General features: G+C 73.8%; 19 protein-coding genes, 1 tRNA gene and 2 pseudogenes. 10 read left to right on the top strand and 12 right to left on the bottom strand.

Annotation, left to right across the window (positions count from 1 at the left end; genetic code table 11):
- Window positions 1-106: 106 nt before the first annotated feature.
- The 5 genes and pseudogenes from ACZ4M3_RS18065 to ACZ4M3_RS18045 all read left to right on the top strand — a co-directional run.
- Window positions 107-510: pseudogene (locus ACZ4M3_RS18065) on the top strand (DUF4097 family beta strand repeat-containing protein); the annotation flags it as partial.
- A 498-nt stretch (window positions 511-1,008) separates the two neighbouring features.
- On the top strand, window positions 1,009-1,227 hold the full coding sequence (locus ACZ4M3_RS18060; protein ID WP_467733671.1) for a hypothetical protein: 219 nt from the start codon (window positions 1,009-1,011) through the stop codon (window positions 1,225-1,227).
- Window positions 1,228-1,329: 102 nt separating this feature from the next.
- Window positions 1,330-2,136 (top strand): hypothetical protein, encoded by an 807-nt coding sequence (locus ACZ4M3_RS18055; protein WP_467733669.1) that lies wholly within the window; start codon window positions 1,330-1,332, stop codon window positions 2,134-2,136.
- 98 nt (window positions 2,137-2,234) lie between these two features.
- Window positions 2,235-4,376, top strand: a complete 2,142-nt coding sequence (locus ACZ4M3_RS18050; protein WP_467734016.1) for an NHLP family bacteriocin export ABC transporter peptidase/permease/ATPase subunit — start codon at window positions 2,235-2,237, stop codon at window positions 4,374-4,376.
- Window positions 4,377-7,256 carry an NHLP bacteriocin export ABC transporter permease/ATPase subunit gene (locus ACZ4M3_RS18045; RefSeq protein WP_467733667.1) on the top strand — a complete coding sequence of 960 codons (2,880 nt, stop codon included), beginning with the start codon at window positions 4,377-4,379 and terminating at the stop codon, window positions 7,254-7,256. It begins immediately after the preceding gene.
- A 4-nt stretch (window positions 7,257-7,260) separates the two neighbouring features.
- Here the strand turns inward: ACZ4M3_RS18045 and ACZ4M3_RS18040 are convergent, their stop codons facing one another.
- Both ACZ4M3_RS18040 and ACZ4M3_RS18035 read right to left on the bottom strand, forming a co-directional pair.
- Window positions 7,261-7,518: a hypothetical protein gene (locus tag ACZ4M3_RS18040; RefSeq protein WP_467733665.1), complete on the bottom strand. Its 258-nt coding sequence runs from the start codon at window positions 7,516-7,518 to the stop codon at window positions 7,261-7,263.
- A 102-nt stretch (window positions 7,519-7,620) separates the two neighbouring features.
- Window positions 7,621-7,694, bottom strand: a tRNA-Met gene (locus tag ACZ4M3_RS18035).
- A gap of 209 nt (window positions 7,695-7,903) precedes the next feature.
- On the opposite strand from ACZ4M3_RS18035, the gene ACZ4M3_RS18030 reads away from it, so the two are divergent.
- The 4 genes from ACZ4M3_RS18030 (at window position 7,904) to ACZ4M3_RS18015 (ending at window position 12,375) form a co-directional block, all read left to right on the top strand.
- A complete protein-coding gene (locus ACZ4M3_RS18030; RefSeq protein WP_467733663.1) occupies window positions 7,904-8,641 on the top strand; it encodes a hypothetical protein in 738 nt (245 codons plus the stop codon).
- 438 nt (window positions 8,642-9,079) lie between these two features.
- Window positions 9,080-11,173, top strand: a complete 2,094-nt coding sequence (fusA, locus tag ACZ4M3_RS18025; RefSeq protein ID WP_467733661.1) for an elongation factor G — start codon at window positions 9,080-9,082, stop codon at window positions 11,171-11,173.
- 108 nt (window positions 11,174-11,281) lie between these two features.
- Window positions 11,282-12,100 (top strand): class I SAM-dependent methyltransferase, encoded by an 819-nt coding sequence (locus tag ACZ4M3_RS18020; RefSeq protein ID WP_467733659.1) that lies wholly within the window; start codon window positions 11,282-11,284, stop codon window positions 12,098-12,100.
- 20 nt (window positions 12,101-12,120) lie between these two features.
- A complete protein-coding gene (locus tag ACZ4M3_RS18015) occupies window positions 12,121-12,375 on the top strand; it encodes a GyrI-like domain-containing protein (protein WP_467733658.1) in 255 nt (84 codons plus the stop codon).
- Between the two features lie 73 nt (window positions 12,376-12,448).
- Here ACZ4M3_RS18015 and ACZ4M3_RS18010 read toward each other — a convergent pair whose 3' ends face one another.
- From ACZ4M3_RS18010 to ACZ4M3_RS17970, 9 genes and pseudogenes are all read right to left on the bottom strand, one after another.
- The gene (locus ACZ4M3_RS18010) at window positions 12,449-12,922 is read right to left on the bottom strand and encodes a hypothetical protein (protein ID WP_467733656.1); all 474 of its coding nucleotides are present in this window, start codon (window positions 12,920-12,922) and stop codon (window positions 12,449-12,451) included.
- 104 nt (window positions 12,923-13,026) lie between these two features.
- Window positions 13,027-14,502, bottom strand: a complete 1,476-nt coding sequence (locus ACZ4M3_RS18005) for a glutamate-cysteine ligase family protein (protein ID WP_467733654.1) — start codon at window positions 14,500-14,502, stop codon at window positions 13,027-13,029.
- Window positions 14,503-14,652: 150 nt separating this feature from the next.
- Window positions 14,653-15,096, bottom strand: a pseudogene (locus ACZ4M3_RS18000) (FAD-dependent monooxygenase family protein); the annotation flags it as partial.
- Window positions 15,097-15,303: 207 nt separating this feature from the next.
- A complete protein-coding gene (locus ACZ4M3_RS17995) occupies window positions 15,304-16,812 on the bottom strand; it encodes a glutamate synthase subunit beta (protein WP_467733652.1) in 1,509 nt (502 codons plus the stop codon).
- Between the two features lie 321 nt (window positions 16,813-17,133).
- Complete coding sequence (gene gap, locus ACZ4M3_RS17990; RefSeq protein ID WP_467733650.1) at window positions 17,134-18,132, bottom strand: type I glyceraldehyde-3-phosphate dehydrogenase; 999 nt, start codon at window positions 18,130-18,132, stop codon at window positions 17,134-17,136.
- Between the two features lie 153 nt (window positions 18,133-18,285).
- The gene (locus tag ACZ4M3_RS17985) at window positions 18,286-19,242 is read right to left on the bottom strand and encodes a GlxA family transcriptional regulator (RefSeq protein ID WP_467733648.1); all 957 of its coding nucleotides are present in this window, start codon (window positions 19,240-19,242) and stop codon (window positions 18,286-18,288) included.
- 114 nt (window positions 19,243-19,356) lie between these two features.
- Window positions 19,357-19,776, bottom strand: coding sequence for an SSI family serine proteinase inhibitor (locus ACZ4M3_RS17980; RefSeq protein WP_467733646.1), 420 nt, complete (start codon window positions 19,774-19,776; stop codon window positions 19,357-19,359).
- A 318-nt stretch (window positions 19,777-20,094) separates the two neighbouring features.
- Window positions 20,095-20,376: a hypothetical protein gene (locus ACZ4M3_RS17975; protein ID WP_467733645.1), complete on the bottom strand. Its 282-nt coding sequence runs from the start codon at window positions 20,374-20,376 to the stop codon at window positions 20,095-20,097.
- 16 nt (window positions 20,377-20,392) lie between these two features.
- Window positions 20,393-21,697, bottom strand: coding sequence for a ferredoxin reductase family protein (locus ACZ4M3_RS17970; protein WP_467733643.1), 1,305 nt, complete (start codon window positions 21,695-21,697; stop codon window positions 20,393-20,395).
- A 534-nt stretch (window positions 21,698-22,231) separates the two neighbouring features.
- Here ACZ4M3_RS17970 and ACZ4M3_RS17965 point away from each other — a divergent pair.
- Window positions 22,232-22,669, top strand: a complete 438-nt coding sequence (locus ACZ4M3_RS17965; RefSeq protein WP_467733641.1) for a cytidine deaminase family protein — start codon at window positions 22,232-22,234, stop codon at window positions 22,667-22,669.
- Window positions 22,670-22,851: 182 nt separating this feature from the next.
- On the opposite strand, the gene ACZ4M3_RS17960 is transcribed toward ACZ4M3_RS17965, so the two are convergent.
- The gene (locus tag ACZ4M3_RS17960; RefSeq protein WP_467733639.1) at window positions 22,852-23,610 is read right to left on the bottom strand and encodes an MBL fold metallo-hydrolase; all 759 of its coding nucleotides are present in this window, start codon (window positions 23,608-23,610) and stop codon (window positions 22,852-22,854) included.
- Between the last annotated feature and the right edge of the window lie 84 nt (window positions 23,611-23,694).

The following is a 23,694-nucleotide window of genomic DNA, read 5'->3' as shown; positions in this document are numbered from 1 at the left end:
CGTACCGGTGCCCGGCGCGCTTCCACGATCAGGCCGGGGCACCCGGACCGGCGGCGCCCGGTGCGGCCGGTCCGGCTCTCGCGCACAGGACGTCGCGGGCCTGCTCCGCGGGCGTGGCGAGACGGCCGCCGTCGAACTCCGGGGCGTCGGGCGGCTCGGCGACGTCGCCTTCGACGCCGCCCAGGGCTCGGTGAAGCCCGACGGGGCCGGAAGTGCCCGCCTCACCGCCGTTCTCGCCGGTGACATCGCGGTGGGCCGGCTGGGCGGACCCGCGCAGATCAGCACCCAGAAGGCGACATCACCGTTGCCGAGGCCGTACGCGGCACGCTGCGCGCTGCGCGCTGCGCGCTGAGTGCGGCGGTCGGCGCCGCTCGTGGCGTCTCCGCCTCCCTGGGCGCCGGTACCTCCTCCGGCCGGATCCACAACGCGCTCAAGAACACCGACCGCGCCGCCGCCCTGCACATCCGCGCGACCACCCCTTACGGCGACGTCACCGTCCGCAGCCTGTAGCCCGGCACCCGCCGGAGGAGCTTCCCCGCAGCGGCGAGTTGGCCCTCGCCACCCTCGCCGCCCTCGCGCTGCGTAGCGTCGCGACCACCGAGGGTCGCTGCGGGAAATCTTCACACGGTGAGAGTGGAGTGGATGCCTCCTCTTGCCCGGCTGGGCGAAATGCCGGAAATGCGTGCGGCTATTGATACCTGAATGCCCTTTATCTTCCATCATGGCGCGGCGCCGCACGGATGTGTTACTCGATCTTGTGGGGAACCTGTGGCGATCTTCAGGACGGATCGAAAAACCTCCCCGCCCGTCGGTTGTCCTGCCTGCTCACAGCCGTCAACGCGGTTCGCCCGGTCACCCGTTGGCGTGCTTACATCGGCGCACCGCAGCGGTTTCGGAAACGGCTTCCACGCCGGCCGAGGCCCTCGCGCAGGTGGTCGGACCGCCTCGTCGCGGCCTGCCCACACCCCCCATCAAGATCACTTCCGAACGAACGAAGGGTGCGCTCCCATGCGTAACGACATCGAGACCCGCGAGATCGCCGACGACGAGCTGGACGCCGTTTCCGGCGGTATCTCCATCGGCGGCGGCCTCCTCGGCGGTGTGACCGGCGACGTGCAGGACGTGCTGGGCGCCGTGACCTCCCTCCGCACCGTCCACGGCGCGCTGGCCCTGCCCGGCCAGGTCGAGGGCATCGTCGGCGTCCGCGCGGGCGTCGCCGGTCTCTGAGCGGTCCCGCTCGACCAGTGAACCCCGGAACGCACCCGTTCCGGGGTTCATCCCGTATGACGTCCCGTGTGACGAAGGCAGCCGAAGGAAGAGTCCGAGTCCGTGCAGTTCCGTCAAAAGGCGCTCTCCAAGCTGCAATCCCCCGAGGAGCTCGATCTCCCCGTGCGGTTCGCGCGCCCGCAGGGCCGGCTCGCCCTGGCCGTCACGGTCGTCGTCATGGCGGCCGCCGGCTTCTGGGCCCTCACCGGATCCGTGTCGTCCAAGCTGAGCGCGCCCGGCCTCCTCACCCGCGCCGAAGGCAGCTACCTGCTGCAGAGCCCCTTCGCCGGACAGGTCACCGCCGTCCTCACCAAAGAGGGCCAACTGCTGGCCCCCGGCGCGCCGCTGCTCCAGCTCAGTACCGAGCACGGCGACCGGACCGTACGTGCCGTCGCCGCCGGACGGGTCACCGCCCTGGTGGCGAGGGTCGGAGCGGTCGTCACGACCGGCTCGGACGTGGCGACCGTGGAACGCGTGAAGGACCCCGACGACCCGCTGGTGGCCGTGCTGTACGTGCCCGCCGGCAGCGGCGCGGGCATCACCGTCGGCGCGGCCGTCGACCTCACCGTCCCGTCGGTGCCACAGCAGCGCTACGGGGTGCTGCGCGGGCGCGTCAAAGAGGTCGGCCGGACGCCCCAGACACCGGCGCAGATCGCCGGATTCCTCGGCGACGGCCGGCTCGCCGCCGAGTTCGCCCGGCAGGGAAACCCCGTCCAGGTTCTCGTACAGCTCGAACGCTCCCGCCAGACCAGGTCCGGCTACCGCTGGTCCTCCGCCGACGGCCCCCCGTACCCCCTCGACTCCCCGACGCCGGTCTCCGGCGCCGTCCACCTCTCCGTACAGCGCCCCGCCGATTGGCTCCTGCCGTGACCACCCCCGCGACCACGACCTCGACGCACGGCGGCACCGGCCACCGCTCCTCCCGGCGCAGGCCCGCGCCCGCCCCCAAGGGACGCACCCCCCGGCCCGTGCGCACCCCCACCGTGCTCCAGATGGAGGCGGTGGAGTGCGGCGCCGCCGCGCTGGCCATGGTGCTCGGCCACCACGGCCGCTTCGTCCCACTGGAGGAGCTGCGGATCGCCTGCGGAGTCTCCCGCGACGGCTCGCGCGCCGCCAACCTCCTGCGCGCGGCCCGTGGTTACGGACTCCAGGCCAAGGGCATGCAGATGGACCTCGCCGCCCTCGCCGCCGTACGGCCCCCGGCCATCCTCTTCTGGGAGTTCAACCACTACGTCGTCTACGACGGTACGGGCCGCCGCTTCGGCCGCCGGGGCGTGTACGTCAACGACCCCGCCAAGGGCCGCCGGTTCGTGCCGATGGACGAGTTCGACACCAGCTTCACCGGCGTCGTGCTCACCTTCGAACCCGGTCCGGGCTTCCGCCGCTCCGGCCGCAAGCCCGGCGTACTCGCCGCCCTGCCGGCCCGGCTGCGCGGCACGTCCGCCACCATGCTCGCCGCCGTCCTCTCCAGCCTCCTGCTGGTGGCCGTCGGCGCGACGGTACCCGCGCTGAGCCGCACGTACATCGACATGTTCCTGATCGGGCAGCAGACCTCGCTGCTCGGCGTGCTGTTCGCGTCGATGGCGGTGGCCCTCGTCCTCACGGCGGTGCTCACCTGGCTCCAGCAGGCCAACCTGCTGCGCGGACGCATCATCTCCTCGACCCTCGGCAGCGCCCGCTTCTTCCGCCACCTGCTCATGCTGCCGGTCACCTTCTTCTCCCAGCGCAACCCGGCCGACCTGGTCCAGCGCCTCCAGTCCAACGACGCGGTCGCCGAGACCCTCGCCCGCGACCTGGCCGCCGCCGGGGTCGATGCCGTGGTGGTCGTCCTGTACGCCGTACTGCTGTGGACGTACGACCCCCAACTCACCCTCGTCGGTGTGCTGATGGCGCTGCTCAACATCGTCGCCCTGCGGACCGTGATCCGGCTGCGCGCCACCGGCACCCAGAAGCTGCGCGCCGAGAACGCCCGGCTCACCAACACCTCGTACAGCGGCCTCCAGCTCATCGAGACGATGAAGGCCACCGGCGGCGAGAACGGCTTCTTCCGCCGCTGGGCGGGCCAGCACGCCGTCACGCTCGACGTGCAGCAGCGGCTCGGAGTGCCCAGTGCCTGGCTGGCGATCGTCGCGCCCACGCTGGCCGCGCTCAACAGCGCGCTGATCCTGCTGATCGGCGGCCTGCGCGCGGTGGAGGGCCACCTCTCGGTCGGCCTGCTCGTCGCCTTCCAGGCCCTGGTGACGAGCTTCACCGCACCGATCACCCGCCTGGGCGGGGTCGCCGGGCGGATCCAGGACTTCGCGGCCGACGTGGCCCGGCTCAAGGACGTCGAGAACTTCCCCGTCGACCCGATCTACGCACGGCGCGAGCCCCCCGCCGCAACCCGCCGGCTCAAGGGCCACGTGGAGCTGGAGCACGTCACCTTCGGCTACAACCCGCTGGACGCACCTCTGTTGAAGGACTTCTCCCTCACCGTCGGGCCCGGCCGGCAGGTCGCGCTCGTCGGCGGTTCCGGCAGCGGCAAGTCCACCGTCTCACGGCTGATGTCCGGCCTCCACACCCCCTGGGAGGGCGCCATCCGCATCGACGGGATGCGCCTGGAGGACATTCCGCGCGGGGCGCTCGCCGCCTCCGTCTCCTTCGTCGACCAGGACGTCTTCCTCTTCGAGGGCACCGTCCGCGACAACGTCGCCCTGTGGGACCCCTCACTGCCGGACGAAGCCGTCATCGCCGCCCTCCGGGACGCCGCCGTGTACGACGTGGTCGCGCGCCGGGCCGGGGGCATCCACAGCCGGGTCGAGCAGGACGGGCGCAACTTCTCCGGAGGCCAGCGCCAGCGCCTGGAGATCGCCCGCGCCCTGGTGCGCCGCCCCAGTGTCCTGGTGCTGGACGAGGTGACCAGCGCCCTGGACGCGGCGACCGAGCAGATCGTCATGGACAGCCTGCGCCGCCGCGGCTGCGCCTGCGTGGTCATCGCCCACCGGCTGAGCACCGTGCGCGACAGCGACGAGATCGTGGTGCTCGACCGGGGGACCGTCGTCGAACGCGGCCGGCACGAGGACCTGCTCGCCCGTCAAGGCGCCTACGCGGCACTGGTCAAGGAGCACTGAGTGACCATCACGTGGCAGCCGCAGGCCGCACCCGATCCCGTCGTGGCGGCCCTGGCCGCCGTCGGCTCCCCGGTCGACTGCACGGGCCTGCGCAGCCTCTCCCTGGAGGGCCCGCTCGTACTGTGGCTCGTCGAGGAGGGCGCGCTGGACCTGTTCGCCGTCGACGCAGCACTGGAGGGGCACTGGCACTTCCTGGGCCGGCTGGCGGCGGGCTCCCTGCTGCTCGGCCCGGCCGACGGCTGCGTGCACACACTGGTCGGCCGGCCCCTGCACGGCTGCCGGCTCCGCCGCATCGAGCTGCGCGAACTCTTCCGTCCCGACCCCGCGGTGGCCGCAGCCCCGCAGGACGGCTCCTGGGGCTGGTACGCCGACCAGGGCGGCCAGGCGCTGCCCGGCGGGGCGCTGAGCCCCCTCGAAGAGGCGTTCGCGCTCGGTGTCGGCCGCGGACTGCGCGTGCTCTACCAGGCACCGCTGGAGAGCAGGGTCGGCACCGGCCCGGGACGCGACGACGACGTGCTGTGGATGCAGATCGCCCCGGGCAGCGTGCAGTACGGGGCGGCGTACGAGGGCCACGGCATGGCCGGCACGCTCCTCGTCGACGGGACGATGTGGCAGGGCATGGTCGACCAGCAGTACCGGCTGCTGTCCGCCCTGGACCGGTGGATCGAGCAGCTGGAGCGCGCCCACGAAGACCGTACGGCCGCCGGCATCGAGGCGGGCGAAGCGGCCCGCACCCAGGCGGACCGGGCCCTGCTGGCCTCCATCGGCCGCCCCGGCCGGGGCGCCCGCCCGGCCCGCCCCGCCCGCCCGGCCGGCGACGACGACGCGACGCTCGCCGTATGCCGTCTGGTCGCCCGCGACGCCGGCATCACCCTGACCGGACCGGGTGCCGCGGGCGCCGCCCCGGAGGGGGCGGACCCCATCGAACGCATCGCGCTCGCCTCGCGGATCCGTACCCGGCCGGTCCGGCTCGCCGGCCGCTGGTGGCGGGAGAACAGCGGGCCCCTGGTAGGCCGCCGCACCAAGGACCGGGCACCGGTCGCGCTGCTGTGGCGGCGCGGCGGCTACACGGCCGTCGACCCCGCCACCGGCCTGCGCGAACGCGTCGACAAGGCCCGCGCGGCCGCCTTCGAACCGGGCGCCACGATGCTGTGCCGCCCGCTGCCCGACGGCAGGCCGAGCCTGCCCGCGCTGTTTCGCTTCAGCGTCCGCGGTACGGGCGGGGACCTGCGCAGCCTGGTCCTGGGCGGCCTCGTCGCGGTGGGTCTGGGAGCGTTCGTACCCCTGGCCACCGGCCGGGTGCTCGGCACGTACGTGCCCCGGGCCGAGAGCGGCCTCATCGTGCAGAGCGCCCTGGCGCTCATCGCGACGAGCGTCGTGTCGGCCGCGTTCATGCTGCTGCAGAACATCAGCGTCCTGCGCATCGAGGGCCGGGTCGAAGCCACCTTGCAACCCGCCGTCTGGGACCGGCTGCTGCGGCTGCCGGTGACCTTCTTCGCGGGCCGCTCCACCGGCGAACTGGCCGGCGCCGCCCTGGGGATCAGCTCCATCCGCCGGGCGGTCTCCGGCATCGGGGCGGTGTCCATCCAGGCGGTGGCGGTCGCCGCGATGAACCTCGTCCTGCTGCTCCTGTACAGCGTGCCGCTGGCGCTGGTGGCCGTCGCCATGCTGCTCGTCGTCGCCGCGGTCTTCCTGGGCCTGGGCCTGTGGCAACTGCGCTACCAGCGGCGCCTGGTGAAGCTCGGCAACAAGCTGGGCAACCAGGCCTTCCAGACCCTGCGCGGACTGCCCAAACTCCGGGTGGCCGCCGCCGAGAGCTTCGCCTACGCCGCCTGGGCACGCGAGTTCGCCCGGACCCGGGAGCTCCAGCAGCGCATCGGCCGGATCAAGAACGCCGTCACCGTCCTCAATGCCGTCTGTCTGCCGGTGTGTTCGCTCGTGATGTTCATGCTGCTCGCCGGCCCGGCCCGGGGCAGCATGTCCGCGAGCGGGTTCCTCACCTTCAGCACCGCCGTGACGATGATGCTGTCCGCGGTGACGCAGCTGACCGGCGCGCTCCTGTCGGCCGCCGCCGTGCAGCCGATGTTCGAGGAGGTCAAACCGGTCCTGGAGGCGAGCCCCGAAGTGCGCGGCTCCGGCATCCGGCCGGGAACGCTCGATGGCGCCGTCGAGGTGAAGAACCTGTCCTACCGCTACGCCGACGACGGCCCTCTGGTCCTGGACGACGTGTCGCTCCAGGTGCGCCCGGGGGAGTTCGTCGCGATCGTCGGGGCCAGCGGCTGCGGAAAGTCGACGCTGCTGCGCCTGCTCATCGGCTTCGACGCACCTGTCTCCGGCAGCGTGCTCTACGACGGCCAGGACCTGGCGGCGCTCGACCAGGCGGCGGTGCGCCGCCAGTGCGGCGTCGTGCTGCAGAACGCCCAGCCGCTGTCCGGCTCGATCCTCGACTGCATCGGCGGGGCCGAGGCGTGCTCGCTGGAGGAGGCCTGGGCGGCGGCCGCGCGGGCGGGCCTGGCCGAGGACATCAAGGCGATGCCCATGGGCATGCACACGGTGCTCTCCGACGGCGGCGGCACCGTCTCCGGCGGCCAGCGCCAACGGCTGATGATCGCCCAGGCCCTCCTCCGCGAGCCGCGCATCCTGTTCCTGGACGAAGCCACCAGCGCACTGGACAACGCGGCCCAGAAGGTGGTGATCGAATCCACCCGGGCCGAGCGCTGCACCCGCATCGTGATCGCCCACCGGCTGTCCACGATCATGGACGCCGACCGGGTGATCGTGATGTCGCAGGGGCGGATCGCCCAGCAGGGCACGCCGGCGGAACTGCTCGCCGACGCGGACGGCCCCTTCCACGAGCTCGTCCGCCGCCAGGTCGGCTGACCGCTCAGGTCTGGCACTGCTTCGTGGACGCGGCGGACCAGCCGCTCCAGGCAGCGCCGTCGGCCCGGGCGTGTACCCGGATCTCGACCTTCACGGGGCCGCACACCCGGGTCGTGCTCCCCACTTCGACAGGACCCACGGCCTCGCCCGCCCGGACGTGGGCGTGGCTGCTGCCCACCTTCTCCCAGCGGCCGCCGTCCACCACGCGGAAGAAGGCCTCGTACGCGCTCCACGTAGACCATGACGTGCACCAGCGCACCACGGGCCGACCGCATCGGGTTCTTCACCCGAACGGGTCCGGACGGGGGCAAGGGAACGGCCGTAGGGCCCGGATCCTCGAAGGATCCGGGCCCTACGGCTTCAGTAGCGGGGACAGGATTTGAACCTGCGACCTCTGGGTTATGAGCCCAGCGAGCTACCGAGCTGCTCCACCCCGCGTCGGTGAACCCCACCTTACGGCACGGCCGGGGGATGGTCGAACGGCTTTCCCGCAGGGGCACTGTCCGGCCGGATTCCCCTGGCCGAGTCGTTAGCCTCGTCCCTGCACCGCGCCGCCGGGAGCACGGCCCGGCCGTCGGGCGTTGGACCGTCGAATGGGAGCGATCTCGTTGGACAGACGTACTACCGGAAGCGATGAGGAGGACCCGATGAGCGCGGCCGACGAGGGGCGCCAGTGGCCGGACGAGGTCAGTGTCGACAACGTGAGGACGACGCTGCTGCAACTCCTCGCGCGGGCGGGCGTGCCGACCGGTGACGCGCGGGAACTGCTCGGGCTCCTGGAGGCGGGGGCGCTCGCTCTCGCGCACGAGGAGCTCAGCGGGAGCGGCAGCGGCCCCGGCGTGCCCGGGGACAAGGGCGAGGAGTACGAGGCGGGCTGGCTCGACGGCGCCGGGGGCCTGCTGGAGGAGCTCGGCGCCGTCGCCGAACGGACCCTGCAACGGGTCGTGGGCGCGGGCGGACAGCCGGGCCCGGCGGGGGAGCGTCCGCGGGCCGGGCGGATGGAGGTGGAGCGCGCGCGGGTGGCGCTCACGCCGCTGTACCTGTCGTTCACCGCCGTCTCGGAGCTGGATCCGGAGGTGACCGAGGAGGTGCTCGCCGCCGTCCTCGGCACGATGAGCCCCCGGCAGCGAGCCGGGTACGCCGGCCGCCTGACGGAGTTCGCCGCCACCCACCGGGCCCGCCTGGAGCGGCTGTTCGCGGCGTTCGGGCCGGGCAGCGCCATCACCGTGCACGGCCGCTATTCGCTCGTCCACTCCGCCACGAGCATCGCCGTGCTGGAGCGGCTCGTCTCCGCCTCGCAGGCGCTGCGGGAGGAGTGGGACGCCGAGGAGCTGCCGCCCGCGTGGCTGGACGGGCTGACCACCGCCTGGGACGCCTCGGCCTGAGCGGGCCGCCGCACCGTGAACTCCCGGGACGGCCGACTCCGTTGCCGCCGCGCCCCTGCACGAGTAGGGCCGGACGTACCGGCTCCGTCTGCGCGGAAAATGCCGTGCCCGGGCGGCATCGGCTTCTCTACACTCGCCACACGCGCTGCCGACAGGGCACCGCGTGTCTCGACGCCGAGTGAAGAGAAGGGGAACCGGGCCATGCGCATGCGACGCACCATCGCCTTCGTTCCCCCGTCCCGGTACGACGTGATCCCGGTGTCTCGTGGGGCCCGGTGCCGGCTGCGCGGCCGCCACCGTATGCCCGGGACGCCGTCCTAGTTCCCCCGTCCCCCTGCGCCCCGGGCCGTCCCGGCCGGGGCGTGGCCGGGCGGTGTGCCCTGTGCCGTTCCGGGAATCGCGCTGCCTGCTTCCGTACCACTCGAAAGGCCTCGGGCCATGCGCAGCAACCGGCGACCCCTCGCCACCACTTCCCCCACCGCCGTCCGCAACCTGGGCATCCTCGCCCACGTCGACGCGGGCAAGACCACCCTCACCGAACGCATCCTGTTCGCCACCGGAGCCATCCACAAACGCGGCGAGGTGCACGACGGAACGACCGTCACCGACTTCGACGCCCAGGAACGCGACCGCGGCATCACCATCTTCGCCGCGGCCGTGAGCTGCGCCTGGGGCGGCCACCGCGTCAACCTGATCGACACCCCCGGTCACGTCGACTTCGCCGACGAGGTCGAGCGGTCCCTGCGCGTCCTCGACGGCGCGGTCGCGGTGTTCGACGCGGTCGCCGGGGTCGAGCCGCAGAGCGAGTCCGTGTGGCGGCAGGCCGACCGGCACGCGGTGCCGCGGATCGCGTTCGTCAACAAGCTCGACCGGGCGGGCGCCGACCTCGACACGGCCGTCGCCTCCCTCCGCGAACGCCTCGGCGTCGTACCGCTCGTCGTCCAGCTGCCCATCGGCCGCGAGGACGGCTTCACCGGGGTCGTCGACCTACTGGAAATGCGCGCGCTGCACTGGCACGCGGACGCGGACCCGGGCGACGCGTACGAGAGCGGACCGGTGCCCGAGGACCTGCGCGAGGAGGCGCGGCGGCGGCGCCGGCTCCTGGAGGAGACGGTCGCCGCGCTGCACGCCGACGCGCTGGAGGAGTTCTGCGCGGCTTCGGCGCTGACCGCGCCGACCCTGGCCCGCGCCCTGCGCGAGCTGACGCTCGCCGGGGACGGCGTGGTCGTGCTGTGCGGGTCGGCGTACCGCAACCGCGGGATCGAGCCGCTGCTGGACGCGGTCCTCGCCTACCTGCCGTCGCCCGCCGACATGCCGCCGGTACGGGGTACGGCGGGCGGCGCCGACGCCGTCGGCGTGGAGCGCGCCCCCGACCCGGCCGGACCCTTCGCGGCGCTCGCCTTCAAGGTGACGGCGACGCCGACCGGGCGGCTCACCTTCGTACGGGTCTACTCGGGCACGCTGCGCAAGGGCGAGACCGTACGGGACGCCGCCACCGGGCGGACGGAGCGGGTCGGCCGGATCCTGCGGGTCCAGGCCGACCGGCACGAGGAACGGGAGGAGGCGGTGGCGGGTGACATCGTCGCCGTAATCGGACTGAAGGCGGCCAGGGCCGGCACGACCCTGTCGGCCCCGGCGGCCCCGCTGGTCCTCGAACCGCCCTCGGTGGCCGAACCGGTGGTGTCGGTGGCGGTCGAGGCGGCCCGGGCCGGCGACACCGGACGGCTCGCGACGGCCCTGGCGCACCTCGTCGAGGAGGATCCCTCGCTGGCGGTGCGCCTCGACCCGGAGACCGGCCAGACCGTGCTCTCGGGGATGGGCGAACTCCACCTGGAGGTCGCGGTGGAGCAGATCCGCCGCGGTCACGGGGTGGAGGTCGTGGTCGGGCGCCCGCAGGTCTCCTACCGGGAGACCGTCGTACGCGGCGTGACCGGCTTCGTCCACCGGCACGTCAAACAGGACGGCGGCGCGGGCCAGTTCGCCCACGTCGTCATCGACGTCGAACCGCTGGAGGAGGCAGCGGGCTTCGAGTTCAGGTCCACGGTCGTCGGCGGCCGGGTGCCCCAGGAGTACGCGCGGGCGGTGGAGGCCGGCTGCCGGGACGCCCTCGCCGAAGGCCCCCTCGGCGGATACCCGGTGACGGGGCTGCGGGTCACGCTGACCGACGGCGCGACCCACTCCAAGGACTCCTCGGAACTCGCGTTCCGTGCGGCGGGCCGGTTCGCGCTGCGCGAGGCGCTGCGCGCGAGCACCGTGGAGCTGCTGGAACCCGTGGTCGAGGTCACGGTAACGGTGCCCGAGGACGGTGTCGGCGCGGTGCTCGGTGACCTCGCGGCGCGCCGCGGCCGGATCTCGGGCTCCACGTCCGGATCCGGCACGGCGGTCGTCACGGCGGCCGTGCCGCTGGCCGAGTTGTTCGGCTACGCGTCCCGGCTGCGCGGACGGACCCAGGGCCGGGGCACCTTCACCGCCCGGCCCGCGGCCCTCGCACCGGTACCGGCCCCGGTCGCGGCCCTGCTGCTGGGTCGCTAGCCCGGCGCCCCCGCCCCGCCCCGTCCGCGCGGGGCGGGGGCGGTGACCGGCCTCCGTGGCCGGATCCGGGGGCTCGTCGGGCGGAGCGGGGGCGGCCATGATGGCCCGATGGACAGACGGGTGGAGTTACGACCGGCCGAGCGCGCAGCGCCGCCGCAGCCCTGTGGCCACCCCGGGTACCGGGGCCTTCCCGGGGAGCAGCCCGGTGCGGCGTACGCCGTATCGGCCGAGTTCTACGACGTGCTGCACGCCCGCGCGTACCACCGGCACGCGCTCTCCCTGGCCGCTCCGGCGGCCGCCGCCCGGCTCGGGATCGTCGAGGTCGGCGCGGGTACGGGCCTGGTCACCGAGGTGCTGATCGGCGCTTCGACCGTACCCGTCCACGCGGTGGAGCCCTCGTCCGCGATGCGGACCGTACTGCTCTCCCGGCTGAACCCGCCAGCCGGCGGTCTCGCCGGGGACCGGGTGACGGTGCACGCCTGCTCCGCCCTCGAACTGGCGCCGCTCGGGCCGGTCGGGCCGGTCGACCTGGCCGTCTGTCTGCGGATGGTGCCCTGCCTGCCGCCCGCCGAGCGCCGCGCGCTGTGGCGGGTGCTGGCCGGGCTACTGGTCCCCGGCGGCCTGCTCTTCCTGGACCGGCCGCCGTCGGGTCTGCCCGGACAGCCGGTCCGGCGCGGCCTGGGGCAGGTCCGGCTGGGCATCGACACCTACCACGGGATGCTCACCCAGTGCGCCGAGGACGGCCGGATCCGCTACGACTACTCCTACCTGGTGTGCCGTCAGGGACGGGTCCTGCGCCACGCCCGGGAGTCCTTCCTCCTGTGGCCGCTGCCGCGGCAGGCGCTCGACCGGGAACTCGCGGCGGCCGGCTTCGTACTGGAGGACGACCTGACGCCGGACGTGCTCCGGGCCCGCCGAGCCGGCTGAAGGCCCCGTTCCCTCGGCACATGCACACGCCGGACGTCACCCCGTTCGGCGCCCTGGCCCGGACCGTCGAGGCGCAGCGGCTCACCGTACTGAGCCCCGCCTTCGGGCTGTACCACGGGGTACCGGGAGAGTCCCTGGACCTGGAGGTCGGGTTCGTCACGGACCGGGCCGGGCAGCCGGAGGCCGGGGTCGTGGCCGGCTCCCTTCCCGGAGGTCGCGTGGCCCGGCTGACGCACGTACCTCACGCAGCCCTCCCCGGACATGGACCCGCGTGACCTGCGCACCGACCTCCACTGGCCGGTGGCCGGCTGAACCCGGCCGCCGCGGCCGCCCGCCGGGCCCGGCTCGTCAGCCGTACGTACGGTGGCAGAGCTGGGTGACGGCGGTGCTGGTCACGTCCTGCGAGGCGCGGCACAGCTCGGCCAGCTCCGCGGCGCCGTCCCCGGACGCCGGACGTGCCGTGCGGTGCGGGGTGGCCGGCCTCGCCCTGGCCCTGGGTTTCGGCCGCGCTGTCGGACGCGGGGCGGCGCCCCGGCGCGGCGGATACCCGGCCCGCGGTGGCCGGCCGGGGGCATCGTGGACCGACGGGGCCACGGGACCGGACCCGGCCGGGCGGGCCGCACCGGCGGCGGGATCCACAGGCGGCGCCTCGGGCAGGGCGGACAGCGGCAGCCCCGCCCCGGTCCCCCGGGCCGGATCCGACGCCACGGGGCGGGGCGGGGTACCGGCGGTCCGGTCCGGGGCGGGGTGGACGGTGACACATCCGGAGGCCGCGCACAGGGCGGCGAGGAGCAGGGGCAGAGGCAGAGACCAGCGGCGCATGACGACTACCGTGCCGTACCCGGGCCCGGCCGCGCTGCGGAGGAGACCCGCGCGCCCCCGGACGGGTGACGGTCCGTCGAAGTGGTGCGCCGCGCGGACCACCGTCAGTCGACGGGCCAGGTGTGTACCGGGGCGTTCATGTGCATGAACTCCATGTACTGCCGCGTCATCCGGCGCAGCGACTCGTGCCGGTGCAGGTTGTGGTCGAGGTGGTGGAACATCTCCGACTGCCAGGTCGCGCCGTTGCGTCCGGACACGCAGCGCTGTTCGATCACGCCCAGCAACTGCTCGCGCCACACGTCGTCCATGCCCGTGGCCTCCAGCCCCCGGTGCGCGAGCGGCAGCAGCCGGCGCAGGACGAGTTCGGCGGCGGGCACCTCGCCCATGCCGGGCCAGTAGAGGGAGGCGTCGATGCCGTACCGGGCGGCGAGGTGCAGGTTCTCCTCCGCGGCGGAGAAGGACATCCGGGACCACACCGGCCGCTCCTCCTCGACCAGCGCCCGGGTCAGGCCGTAGTAGAAGGCGCCGTTGGCGAGGACGTCGGCCACGGTCGGCCCGGCCGGCAGCACCCGGTTCTCCACGCGCAGGTGCGGTTTGCCGTGGGCGACGGCGTACACGGGACGGTTCCAGCGGTAGACGGTTCCGTTGTGCAGGGTCAGCTCCGCGAGCTCGGGAACGCCCCCCGCTTCGAGGGTGGCGTGCGGATCCTCGTCCTCGCACAGGGGCAGCAGGGCGGGGAAGTAGCGCTGGTTCTCCTCGAAGAGGTCGAACACGCTGGTGATCCAGCGCTCCCCGAACCACACCCGGGGCCGGACCCCCTGGACCTTGATCTCCTCCGGCCGGGTGTCGGTGGCCTGCTCGAACAGCGGGATGCGGGTCTCGCGCCACAGCTCCTTGCCGAACAGGAAGGGCGAGTTGGCGGCGAGGGCCACCTGGACCCCCGCAACGGCCTGCGCCGCGTTCCAGTAGGCCGCGAACTCCTCGGGCGCGACCTGGAGGTGGAACTGGACGCTGGTGCAGGCCGCTTCGGGGGTGATCGTGTCGGCGTACGCGCGCAGCCGCTCCACGCCGTCGAGCGCGATCCGCAGGTCCTCGCCGCGGGCCGCGAACACCTGCTCGTTCAGGAGGTGGTAGCGCGGGTTCTCGGAGAGGGCGTGCTCTCCCACGTCCTCCTGCTGGAGCGTCGGCAGGATGCCGACCATGACGAGGTGGGCGCCGACCATGGCGGCCCGTTCCTCGGCGTGGTTGAGCGCGTCCCGGATCTCCCGCTCCCAGGCGTCGGGGCCGCCGCCCTCGGCCAGCCGCCGGGGCGGAAGGTTGACCTCCAGGTTGAAGCGGCCCAGCTCGGTCGACCAGGCGGGGTCGGCGATGGCGGCGAGGACGTCGGAGTTGCGCATGGCCGGCTCGCCGGAACCGTCGACCAGGTTGAGCTCGATCTCCAGCCCGACCTGGGGCCGGTCGTGGTCGAACCGGGCCTCGCGCAGCATGCGGGCGAGCGCGTCGAGGCAGGACTGCGTCTTGCTTCGGTATCGGCGCCGGTCGTCCCGGGTGAACCGCAGCGCCGGGACATCCCGTCCCATCGGACCTCCCGAGCCCCCGGGCCGCCCGGGCCCTTGGGGGCTCGGCTCCGGGCGCTCGTGGGCGTTCTCCCTCCAGCGTCGCACGCCGTACCCCGCACCGCCCGCGGCGGGAGCGCGGGGACGGCGGGCTGATGGCGCCCGGTACGGGGCCTACTGTGCGGCTACCGGCTGGGAGTCGGGGACGTCGAGCAGGTGCTCGGCGCCGCCTTCGAGCAGCCGGGCCGTTTCCGTGGAGCGCGGGAGCATCGGCCTTTCGTAGTCGCGCACGGCCTCACCGACGGTGGGGGAGCGGACGAGGGCGGGCGCGAGTTCGCAGGCGTCGAGCACGGCGAGGTGGACGCCGACGCCGATGATGTAGACGCGCATGTGGCCGCCGCTGCTGCGCTGGGCGAAGAGGCCGCGCTCCCCGTCGGCGAGGTGGGCGCTGCCCTTGCCGACCAAGCGGGAAAGCTCGGGGTGGGCGTGGTCCATGTCGTCGAACCACGCTTCGAGGAAGCCGACTCCGGTATGGCGCGGTGTCGCGGGCGACACGGCGGCGCGTACGCGGGAGGGGGCGCCGTCCGCACCGATCACCAGATCACTCGCCCGGTTCGTCCTGGACTTCCCGACCCTGGCCAAGGGCCGACCCGACCTCGGCGCGGTCATGGAGACACTGTTCGACCTGCTGGTACACGGTTGGAAGGCACAGCGGGATGCAGCCGGGCAGCGCCCCTGAGACCCAGCGGGACGGCCCCCTGACCGCAGGAAGGGCGACCCGTCCGCCCACTCCCACCGGCGTGCCGGCCGGGAAGCGGCACCGGCCTACAGGTCCCCGTACCGCATGCGTCCCAGGGCCGTCATGGGCCGGTCGTGCGCGGCGACCGGCGCCGGCAGGGCGGTCGAGCCGGTCAGGTAGCGGTCCACCGCCGCTGCCGCCGACCGGCCCTCGGCGATCGCCCACACCACCAGCGACTGGCCCCGCCCCGCGTCACCGGCGACGAACACCCCCGGGGCCCGCCCGCCGGCGGCGGCGAAGCCCGCGTCACGGGCGAAGTTGCCGCGCTCGTCGAACTCCAGTCCCAGTTGTGCGCGCAGGCCGCCCGCCCGCTCGGGTCCGGAGAACCCCAGGGCCAGCAGGACCAGCCCGGCCGGCACCACCCGCTCCGTGCCCGACACCGGCCGCCGGGCCTCCGGCTCGACGGCGGTCAGGCGCAGCGCCCGTACGCGGCCGGAGGCGTCCCCCTCGAACCGCAGGGTGGCGCAGGAGAACAGCCGCGGGTCGGTGCCCGCCCGCCCGCGGGCCTCCTCGTGCGCATGGGAGATCCGGTACACCTTCGGGTACGTCGGCCAGGGCTCGCCGTCGTCGCGTCCGGGCCCCGGTTCCGGATTGATGTCGAGCTGCACCACCGAGAGGGCGCCCTGCCGCAGGGCCGTACCGAGGCAGTCAGAGCCGGTGTCGCCGCCGCCGACGATCACCACATGGCTGCCGTCGGCCGTCAGGGGGGACTCCGCGAGGTCGCCCTCGCGCACCCGGTTGGCGGCGGTCAGGTAGTCCATGGCCTGGTGGATGCCGCCCAGCCCGCGCCCCGGGACCGGCAGCTCCCGGCGCTCCCCGGCGCCGACGGCGACCACGACGGCGTCGTAGCGGGCGCGCAGCTCGTCCGCCCGTTCGGCGCCGCCGACGTCCGCGGCGGTCACGAAGGAGGTGCCCTCGGCCCGCATCTGTTCGATCCGGCGGTCGAGGTGGGCCTTCTCCATCTTGAACTCGGGGATGCCGTAGCGGAGCAGGCCGCCGATCCGGTCGGCCCGCTCGTGCACGACCACCGCGTGCCCGGCCCGGGTCAGCTGCTGCGCCGCGGCCAGCCCGGCCGGGCCGGAGCCGATCACCCCCACCGAACTCCCGCCGCGCCGCTCCGGCGGCCGCGGGGTCATGTAGCCGCGCCGCAGCCCCTCGTCCGCGATCGTCTGCTCGACGTTCTTGATGGTCACCGGATCGGCGTTGATCGCCAGGACGCAGGCGTCCTCGCAGGGCGCCGGGCAGAGCCGGCCGGTGAACTCGGGGAAGTTGTTGGTGGCGTGCAGCCGCTCGTACGCGGCGGCCCAGTCGGCGTGCGCGGCGTAGGCGTTCCACTCGGGTATCAGGTTCCCCAGCGGGCAGCCGGTGTGGCAGAAGGGGATGCCGCAGTCCATGCAGCGGTCGGCCTGCTCGGAGACGAGCGGCAGCAGCGCCTGCCCCGCGTACACCTCCCGCCAGTCGCCGAGCCGCTCCGCGACGGGGCGGGGGGCGACGGCCTTGCGGGGAATCCTCAGGAAGCCGAACGGATCGGTCACGCGCCGCCTCCCTGGCCCACGCACGAGCGTACGAGGCGCGGTACGGCGCGCACGATGCGCGCCGTATGCAACCTTTCGACCAGATTACGCCTTCCGGGGGATACGGCACGGGCTTCTTTCCCGGCGGTGGCCCGCACTCCTGCGGCCGGCGGCGTGGGCTCGGCGGCGTTCGGTGCGGTGACGGGCGCTGCCGTGGCGGCGGGGGCCGCCGGGGACGGCCCGCAGACCCATCAGCAGGGCGGCGCCCGGGGCCAGTGCCGCTCCGCGCCCCCAGGAGCGGTGGCCGGTGTCGGCGGGGCTCCCCGGGCGCGGCCGTCGGTCTCAGCGAGTGGCGAGCAGCGTGAGGGTGTCGATCACGCGGTTCGAGAAGCCCCACTCGTTGTCGTACCAGGCGACCACCTTGACGTGCCGGCCGTCGACGCGGGTGAGGGCCGAGTCGAAGATCGAGGAGGCCGGGTTGCCGGTGATGTCGGAGGACACGAGCGGGTCGTCCGAGTACTCCAGGACGCCGGCCAGCGGCCCCTGCGCCGCGGCGCGGTACGCGGCCAGCACCTCGTCGCGGGTCACGTCGCGGGCGACGGTCGTGTTGAGTTCGACGATCGAGCCCACCGGAACCGGCACGCGGATCGAGTCGCCCGACAGCTTGCCGTCCAGGTTCGGCAGCACCAGGCCGATCGCCTTGGCCGCGCCCGTCGTGGTCGGCACGATGTTGACGCCGGCGGCACGGGCCCGGCGGGGGTCGCGGTGCGGCCCGTCCAGCAGGTTCTGCTCCTGCGTGTAGGCGTGCACCGTCGTCATGAACCCGTGCTCGATACCGGCGAGTTCGTCGAGTACCGAGGCCAGCGGTGCGAGGGCGTTGGTCGTGCACGAGGCGTTCGAGACGATCGTGTGCAGGGCCGGGTCGTACGCGTCGTGGTTGACCCCGTACGCGAGCGTGACGTCGGCGCCGTCCGACGGCGCGCTGACGAGGACCTTCTTCGCCCCCGCCTTGACGTGGGCGCGGGCGGCCTCGGCCGACGTGAAGCGGCCGGTCGCCTCCAGCACGATCTCGACACCGAGTTCGGCCCACGGCAGCTGCTCCGGTTCCCGCTCGGCGAGCACCGTGATGCGGCGGCCGTCGACGACCAGGACGTTCCCGTCGACGGTCACCGGGCGGCCGAGCCGTCCGGACGTGGTGTCGTACGCGAGCAGCCGCGCGAGCGCAGCGGGTTCCGTGAGGTCGTTGACGGCGACGACCTCGAGGTCGCTGTCACGTTCGAGCAGCGCGCGCAGCACATTGCGTCCGATGCGGCCGAAACCGTTGATGGCGATACGAGTCATGAGCGGTGTCCCCTTCTCTGTTCGCCCTCAGGTTCGCCCCCGGCACCCGCACGCGACAGCGGCGGGATTGCCACGGTTCGCAAGGATCTCGCCAAAAGGATCTCGTCACACGGCTCTCCCGGAGGACCCCGACCCCCGCCTCGCCCCGCCGCGCTACCCGCCCCGGGTGAAGGTGCGCCGGTACTCGCTCGGAGTGGTGCCGAGGATGCGCTGGAAGTGCAGCCGCAGGTTCGCCCCGGTGCCGAGACCGACGTCGGCGGCGATCTGCTCGACGCTCCGCTCCGAACGTTCGAGCAGTTCACGGGCGACGTCGAGCCGGGCGCGCATCACCCACTGCATCGGCGTGTAACCCGTGTCCTGGACGAAGCGCCGCGAGAAGGTGCGCGGCGAGACCGCCGCGTGCTCGGCCAGTGCCTCCAGGGTGAGCGGCTCGCCGAGACGGTGCAGCGCCCACTCCCGGGTGGCGGCGAACCGCTCGCCGAGCGGCTCGGGCACACTGCGCGGCACGTACTGCGCCTGGCCGCCACTGCGGTACGGGGCCGCGACCAGGCGCCGCGCCGCGTGGTTGGACGCGGCGACCCCGAGGTCGCGGCGCAGGATGTGCAGGCAGAGGTCGATGCCCGACGCGGCGCCGGCCGAGGTCAGCACACTGCCCTCGTCGACGAACAGGACGTTCTCGTCGAGCCGGACGAGCGGATGTTTCGCCACGAGGGCCCGCGCGTAGTGCCAGTGGGTCGTGGCGCGCTTGCCGTCGAGCAGTCCCGTGGCGGCGAGCGCGAACGCGCCCGTCGAGATGGCGGCGAGCCGCGCGCCCCGGGCGTGGGCGGAGACCAGCGCGTCGATCACGGCCGGTGGCGGGTCGTCGCGGTCGGGGAACCGGTAGCCGGGGACGAAGACGATGTCCGCCCACTCCAGCGCGGCCAGTCCGTGCGAGACGGCGTACGACAGTCCGTCCCCGCCGGTCACCAGCCCCGGGGCCGCGCCGCACACCCGCACCTCGTACGGCATGCTCGCCCGGGTCGTGAAGACCTGCGCGGGAATGCCGACGTCGAGGGGTTTGGCTCCCTCCAGTACGAGGACGGCGACGCGGTGGAGGCGGGAGGCGGACACACCGAGAGCCTACGCGGCGCCCCACCCGCACACGGCGCCTCACCTGCACGGGCCGCCCGCCGCCGCCCCCGCCGGGGAGGTGGTGGGGGCGGCGGGCGGGGGCCCGGGCGGCCGTCAGAAGGCGAAGAGGGCGTTTCCGTTGAGGGTCGCGGACATCGCGCACGTGTTGGAGAAGGTGTGCTTCCAGGAGATGTGACGACCCTGCCAGACCCCGTCCGCGGTCACCGTGACGGGGTCGTAGATCATCGGACAGACACGGTTCGGGTCCGGGGCGGCCAGGAGCGTGTCGAGGGCGCCGGCGGTTCCGGCGAGGGCGGCGCAGGCGGCCTTGGGGTCGGGATGCGTTCCCTGGGCGGTCGGAGCGCAGCTGAGGGTGGACGCCCGTACGACAGTGGCACCGTTCTCACCCTGACCCATGGTGAGGACCACGGCGGACGGGGCGTACAGGCTGTCCGGCTTGGCCTGCGCGATGCCGGTGGCGCCTGCCAGGGTCAGGAGGGCGGCGGCGGAGACGGCAGCGATGCGGTGACGCACGACGTGACTCTCTTTCAATTCGAAGGTCAGAAGCAGCAGTTGACTGCGTTCTCTCGACTGGACGCTGCCGAGTCTGTCGGGTGTGAAGGGTGTGCGCACATCGATGACCGATTTACAGACAACTCGTTCGATTATCGGCGACCGAACGGTCGTTCAGGCAGCTCAGCGGGCCGGAACGCCCTGCGCGATCACCCGCGAACGCAGGGTGACGGCCGGTCTGCCGGCCGAAGAGGGGCCTTTGACCTGCTGTCGGCCGGGCGCGGTTCATCCAACGTCCATCCAGGCTGACCGGATAGCGCCGGTGGCGCCTGGGTCCGCTCAGTGCTGGGACTGGGGGTTCGCCCTGCCGCCCGGGGGCGGCGTGCTCGGCGCGGCCGGCTCGACGGTCAGCGTGATGACCGTCGCCGTCACCATGCTGGTCAGGGCGAGCCCGGCGACGAGCCGCCGCGGGCGGCGGGTCCTGCGGTGCCGGCGGGCGGCCGTCCGGCCGGCCCGCCGGTGCGGCCCGACGGCCGCTCCGGCCGGCCGCGGCGCGAGGTGCTCCGTCCCGCCCGGCTCGGCGGGATCGACGGACTCCTGGGGTGCGGCGTACCGGCTCATCGTCAGATCGGGGTCCTCAGTAGGTGAAGCACTCGGTGTGGATGCGGACGGCGGGGACGCCCGCCCTGATCAGTGCCGCGGTCGTCGCATCCGCCATGCCGGGCGGCCCGCAGAGGTAGACGTCACGGTCGGACAGATCGGGGACGAGGGCGCGCAGCGCCTGCGGGGCCAGCGGATCGTAGGCGGCGTCGGAGCGTCCCACCAGGTAGTGCAGGGCGGCCCGGCGGTCGGCCGCGATCGCCTCCAGCTCGTGCCGCAGCACCAGTTGGCCGGCGTCACCCGCGCGGTAGAGCAGGGTGAGGTCGCCGGGGCCCGCGGGCAGGGACTCGAAGAGGGCGCGCATCGGAGTGATCCCGATGCCGCCGGCGATCAGCAGCACCTTGGGACGGGTGCGGCGCCGCTCGGTGAGTGCGCCGAACGGGCCCGTCGCGAGGACCCTGGTCCCGGGCCGCAGTCCGCGGACCCGGCGGGAGTGCCCGCCCAGCGCCTTCACCGTGATGCGCAGGCGGTCGTCGCGTACGGGCGCGGAGAGCGAGAACGGCAGGGCCGTGTGCCACAGGCCTCGCCTCAGGAACCGCCAGCGGAAGAACTGGCCGGGCTCGGCCTGGAGTTCACGGAGCTCACCCCCGCGGATGGTGACGGAGACCACGCCCGGGCCCTCCCGTTGGACGGTCGCGACGCGCAGTCCGTGCCGTAGGGCCTGCCGGACCGGAACGATCGCGCGGTACCAGGCGAGCAGCACGCCGACGGCGGTGTGCAGCAGGGCCCAGAACCAGGTGGTGAGGGCGGTGACGGCGACGTCGGGGCCGGCGAGCTGGTGGACGAAGCCCAGCGCGGCGGCGAGGTAGGCGAGCAGGTGGATCCCGCGCCAGGTCTCGTGCGGGACCCGGCGGCGCACGGCCCGCGCGGAGCACAGGCCGACGGCCGCCAGCAGGGCGGCTCCCACGAACGCGGCCGCGACCGCCGGGTACCGGAACAGGGCCGCGGTGGCGGTCAGTAGGTCGGTCCCCGTGCGCAGGGCGTGCACGAGGAGGGCGAACAGGCCGTGACCGGCGCACAGCAGCAGGACCCACCGGCCGCCGAAGGCGTGCCAGCGCGCGAGGCGGTCGGCGCCCACTCCGTGCTCGACCGCCGGTACGCGCGCCATCAGGAACAGCATGGCGAGGATCCCGTAGCCCGCGAGCAGCCCGGTCAGGTGCGCGGCCGCCCCGAAGAGCTCGTCGGGCCGGGCCGACGGCCGTACTTGAGCCGCCCACAGCAGGGTGACGGCGACCGCTCCGGCGGCCAGGCCGGCGCGCAGCCGCTCGGGTGCGGTCTTCATGTGCGGGGCGCTGCGCCGGGAGTGCACGCTCTCTCGGGGCGCCCATGGGCGCCACGTATCGGGCGGGGTCGGTGAGTCATGCCCAGTCCGTTTCAGTCGTGGCAGTGGTGTCGGGCGGTGGCCGGCCGCTGAGGGCGGCCACCGGATGAGTAGCAGTGGCAACCATGTGCAAACCCTCTCGCGCCGGGCAATGGCGCTGCACACAGGATGAGTTCCATCACGCAGTAGCTCTGTCAGGAAATGTCCGCATATGGAAGGCGCTCCGGCTCCCGCTTGGCCCGTCGGCGACGCCGGGCAACCGCCTTCCCTGCTTTGCGTCTTTGCGGACCGGTCCGCCGAAGTGGCCCGCCCGCCGCTCCCGGTTCCGCGCTTGACCAACTCTTTACGCGCGCGGGCGCTCGCGCAACGGAGGCCGCGCCCGATATTCGGTCGGCGGACACCGGCCCCGTGGGGTATACCGGCTTCCGTCCGGTGCGCGCGGACGCCACGTCGGGTGGCTCATGCGGCGGCCCGGCACTGTGTCAAGGGGAGAAGATGACCACGCAGACCCGTCCCGTCGACCATGAACTGGTCCGGGCCGCGGCCCACGCCGCCCGCACGCGCTGCCGGGGTGACAACCACACCATGGCGGCCGCGGCCCGCGCCCGGGACGGCCGGATCGTCACCGCGGTGAACGTGTACCACTTCACCGGCGGCCCGTGCGCCGAGCTGGTCCTGATCGGCGCGGCAGCCGCCCAGGGGGCCTACGAGCTGGACACCGTCGTTGCCGTGGGCGACCGCGACCGGGGGGTGGTCCCCCCGTGCGGCCGGTGCCGGCAGGCCCTCCTCGACTACTTCCCCGGCATCGAGGTCATCGTGGGGGAGGCGGACCGCCTCCGTACGGTCCGGATCACCGACCTGCTGCCCGAGAGCTACGTCTGGGCCGACCACCAGCTCGACGGGCCCGACGGTGACGGGGACACGTCCGGCTGAGCCCGGGCACGGAGCCGCCGGGCGCTCCGCGGACCGCCCCCGGCTCGGAGATCAGGTAGCCGGCCGTGGGCGAGCACGGGCGCCTTCCCCGTGCACCACCAGCGGGACCAGCGCGTCCTCCACGGCCTGCTGGAGCGGGCCGTCACCACTCGCTGAGCAACGCGCGGGAAGCCCCGGAGTGCTCATTGCCCGGCCGGATCCGGGCGCGTGCAGAGGCGGCCCCGGGCCGCGCGGCGGGTGAGGCGGCGCTGTTCCCGGGCCGCCCAGCGCCGTACCCGCTCGGGGTCGAGCGCCGGGCCGTGGCCCACGTGGAGCCGGGTGGGGTCGAGGGCGAGCATCTCGCGCAGGCTGGCGAGGTTGCGGAGCGGGTCGTCGTGGAAGGGCGGGTTGGCCGGCTTCCCCGGTATGAGGCCCATGAAGGAGTTGGCCACCAGGTCTCCGGCCACCAGGTCGCCGCTGTCGGTGAGGACGGAGACGGACCCGGCGGTGTGGCCGGGGGTGGGCATGATGCGCGCCGCGACCCCGAAGTCCGCGAGACCGGTCGCGCCGCGCACCAGGACGTCCGGTTCCAGCGATTCGGCCCGCACGTGCAGGTTCTTGTTGCGGTCCATCAGACGGCCCATGGGCCCGGTCGGCAGGTACGGCTCGCGGACCCGGCCGGTGCGGAAGGGGCCGAGGTCGGCGACGTGTCCGGCGACGGGTGCCCCGGTCAGCCGGTGCAGCTCCGCGGCGGAGCCGAAGTGGTCGATGTGGCCGTGAGTGATGACGATCAGCGCGATGTCCGCCGGATCCACGCCGTGCGCGGCGACGCGGTCGTAGATCCTGCGGGCGCTGCCCGGTGTCCCGGCGTCGACGATGACGGGACGCCGGCCCAGCAGCAGATAGGCGTTGACGGCATGTCTGCCCAGGACCGGGATCGGGATGACCTTCGTGTGCGGCATGGGGGTTCTCCTCGTGGTGGCGGTGTTCGCGGGCATGCCGGCGTTCGTCAGGTGTTTCCGGGCATGCCGGGGGTCCGGCACGGG

Source organism: Streptomyces sp. NPDC026522 (assembly GCF_055567555.1).
Note: the sequence above shows the minus strand (reverse complement) of the source record. Positions and strands in the feature narration are given on the sequence as shown.

Excerpts from the sequence above, each read along its gene's own strand:
- ACZ4M3_RS18060 (WP_467733671.1), top strand. The coding sequence starts at position 1,009 with ATGCGTAACGACATCGAGACCCGCGAGATCGCCGACGACGAGCTGGAC.
- ACZ4M3_RS18030 (WP_467733663.1), top strand. The coding sequence starts at position 7,904 with ATGAGCGCGGCCGACGAGGGGCGCCAGTGGCCGGACGAGGTCAGTGTC.
- fusA (WP_467733661.1), top strand. The coding sequence starts at position 9,080 with ATGCGCAGCAACCGGCGACCCCTCGCCACCACTTCCCCCACCGCCGTC.
- ACZ4M3_RS18020 (WP_467733659.1), top strand. The coding sequence starts at position 11,282 with ATGGACAGACGGGTGGAGTTACGACCGGCCGAGCGCGCAGCGCCGCCG.
- ACZ4M3_RS18015 (WP_467733658.1), top strand. The coding sequence starts at position 12,121 with ATGCACACGCCGGACGTCACCCCGTTCGGCGCCCTGGCCCGGACCGTC.
- ACZ4M3_RS18010 (WP_467733656.1), bottom strand. The coding sequence starts at position 12,922 with ATGCGCCGCTGGTCTCTGCCTCTGCCCCTGCTCCTCGCCGCCCTGTGC.
- ACZ4M3_RS18005 (WP_467733654.1), bottom strand. The coding sequence starts at position 14,502 with ATGGGACGGGATGTCCCGGCGCTGCGGTTCACCCGGGACGACCGGCGC.
- gap (WP_467733650.1), bottom strand. The coding sequence starts at position 18,132 with ATGACTCGTATCGCCATCAACGGTTTCGGCCGCATCGGACGCAATGTG.
- ACZ4M3_RS17975 (WP_467733645.1), bottom strand. The coding sequence starts at position 20,376 with ATGAGCCGGTACGCCGCACCCCAGGAGTCCGTCGATCCCGCCGAGCCG.
- ACZ4M3_RS17970 (WP_467733643.1), bottom strand. The coding sequence starts at position 21,697 with ATGAAGACCGCACCCGAGCGGCTGCGCGCCGGCCTGGCCGCCGGAGCG.
- ACZ4M3_RS17965 (WP_467733641.1), top strand. The coding sequence starts at position 22,232 with ATGACCACGCAGACCCGTCCCGTCGACCATGAACTGGTCCGGGCCGCG.
- ACZ4M3_RS17960 (WP_467733639.1), bottom strand. The coding sequence starts at position 23,610 with ATGCCGCACACGAAGGTCATCCCGATCCCGGTCCTGGGCAGACATGCC.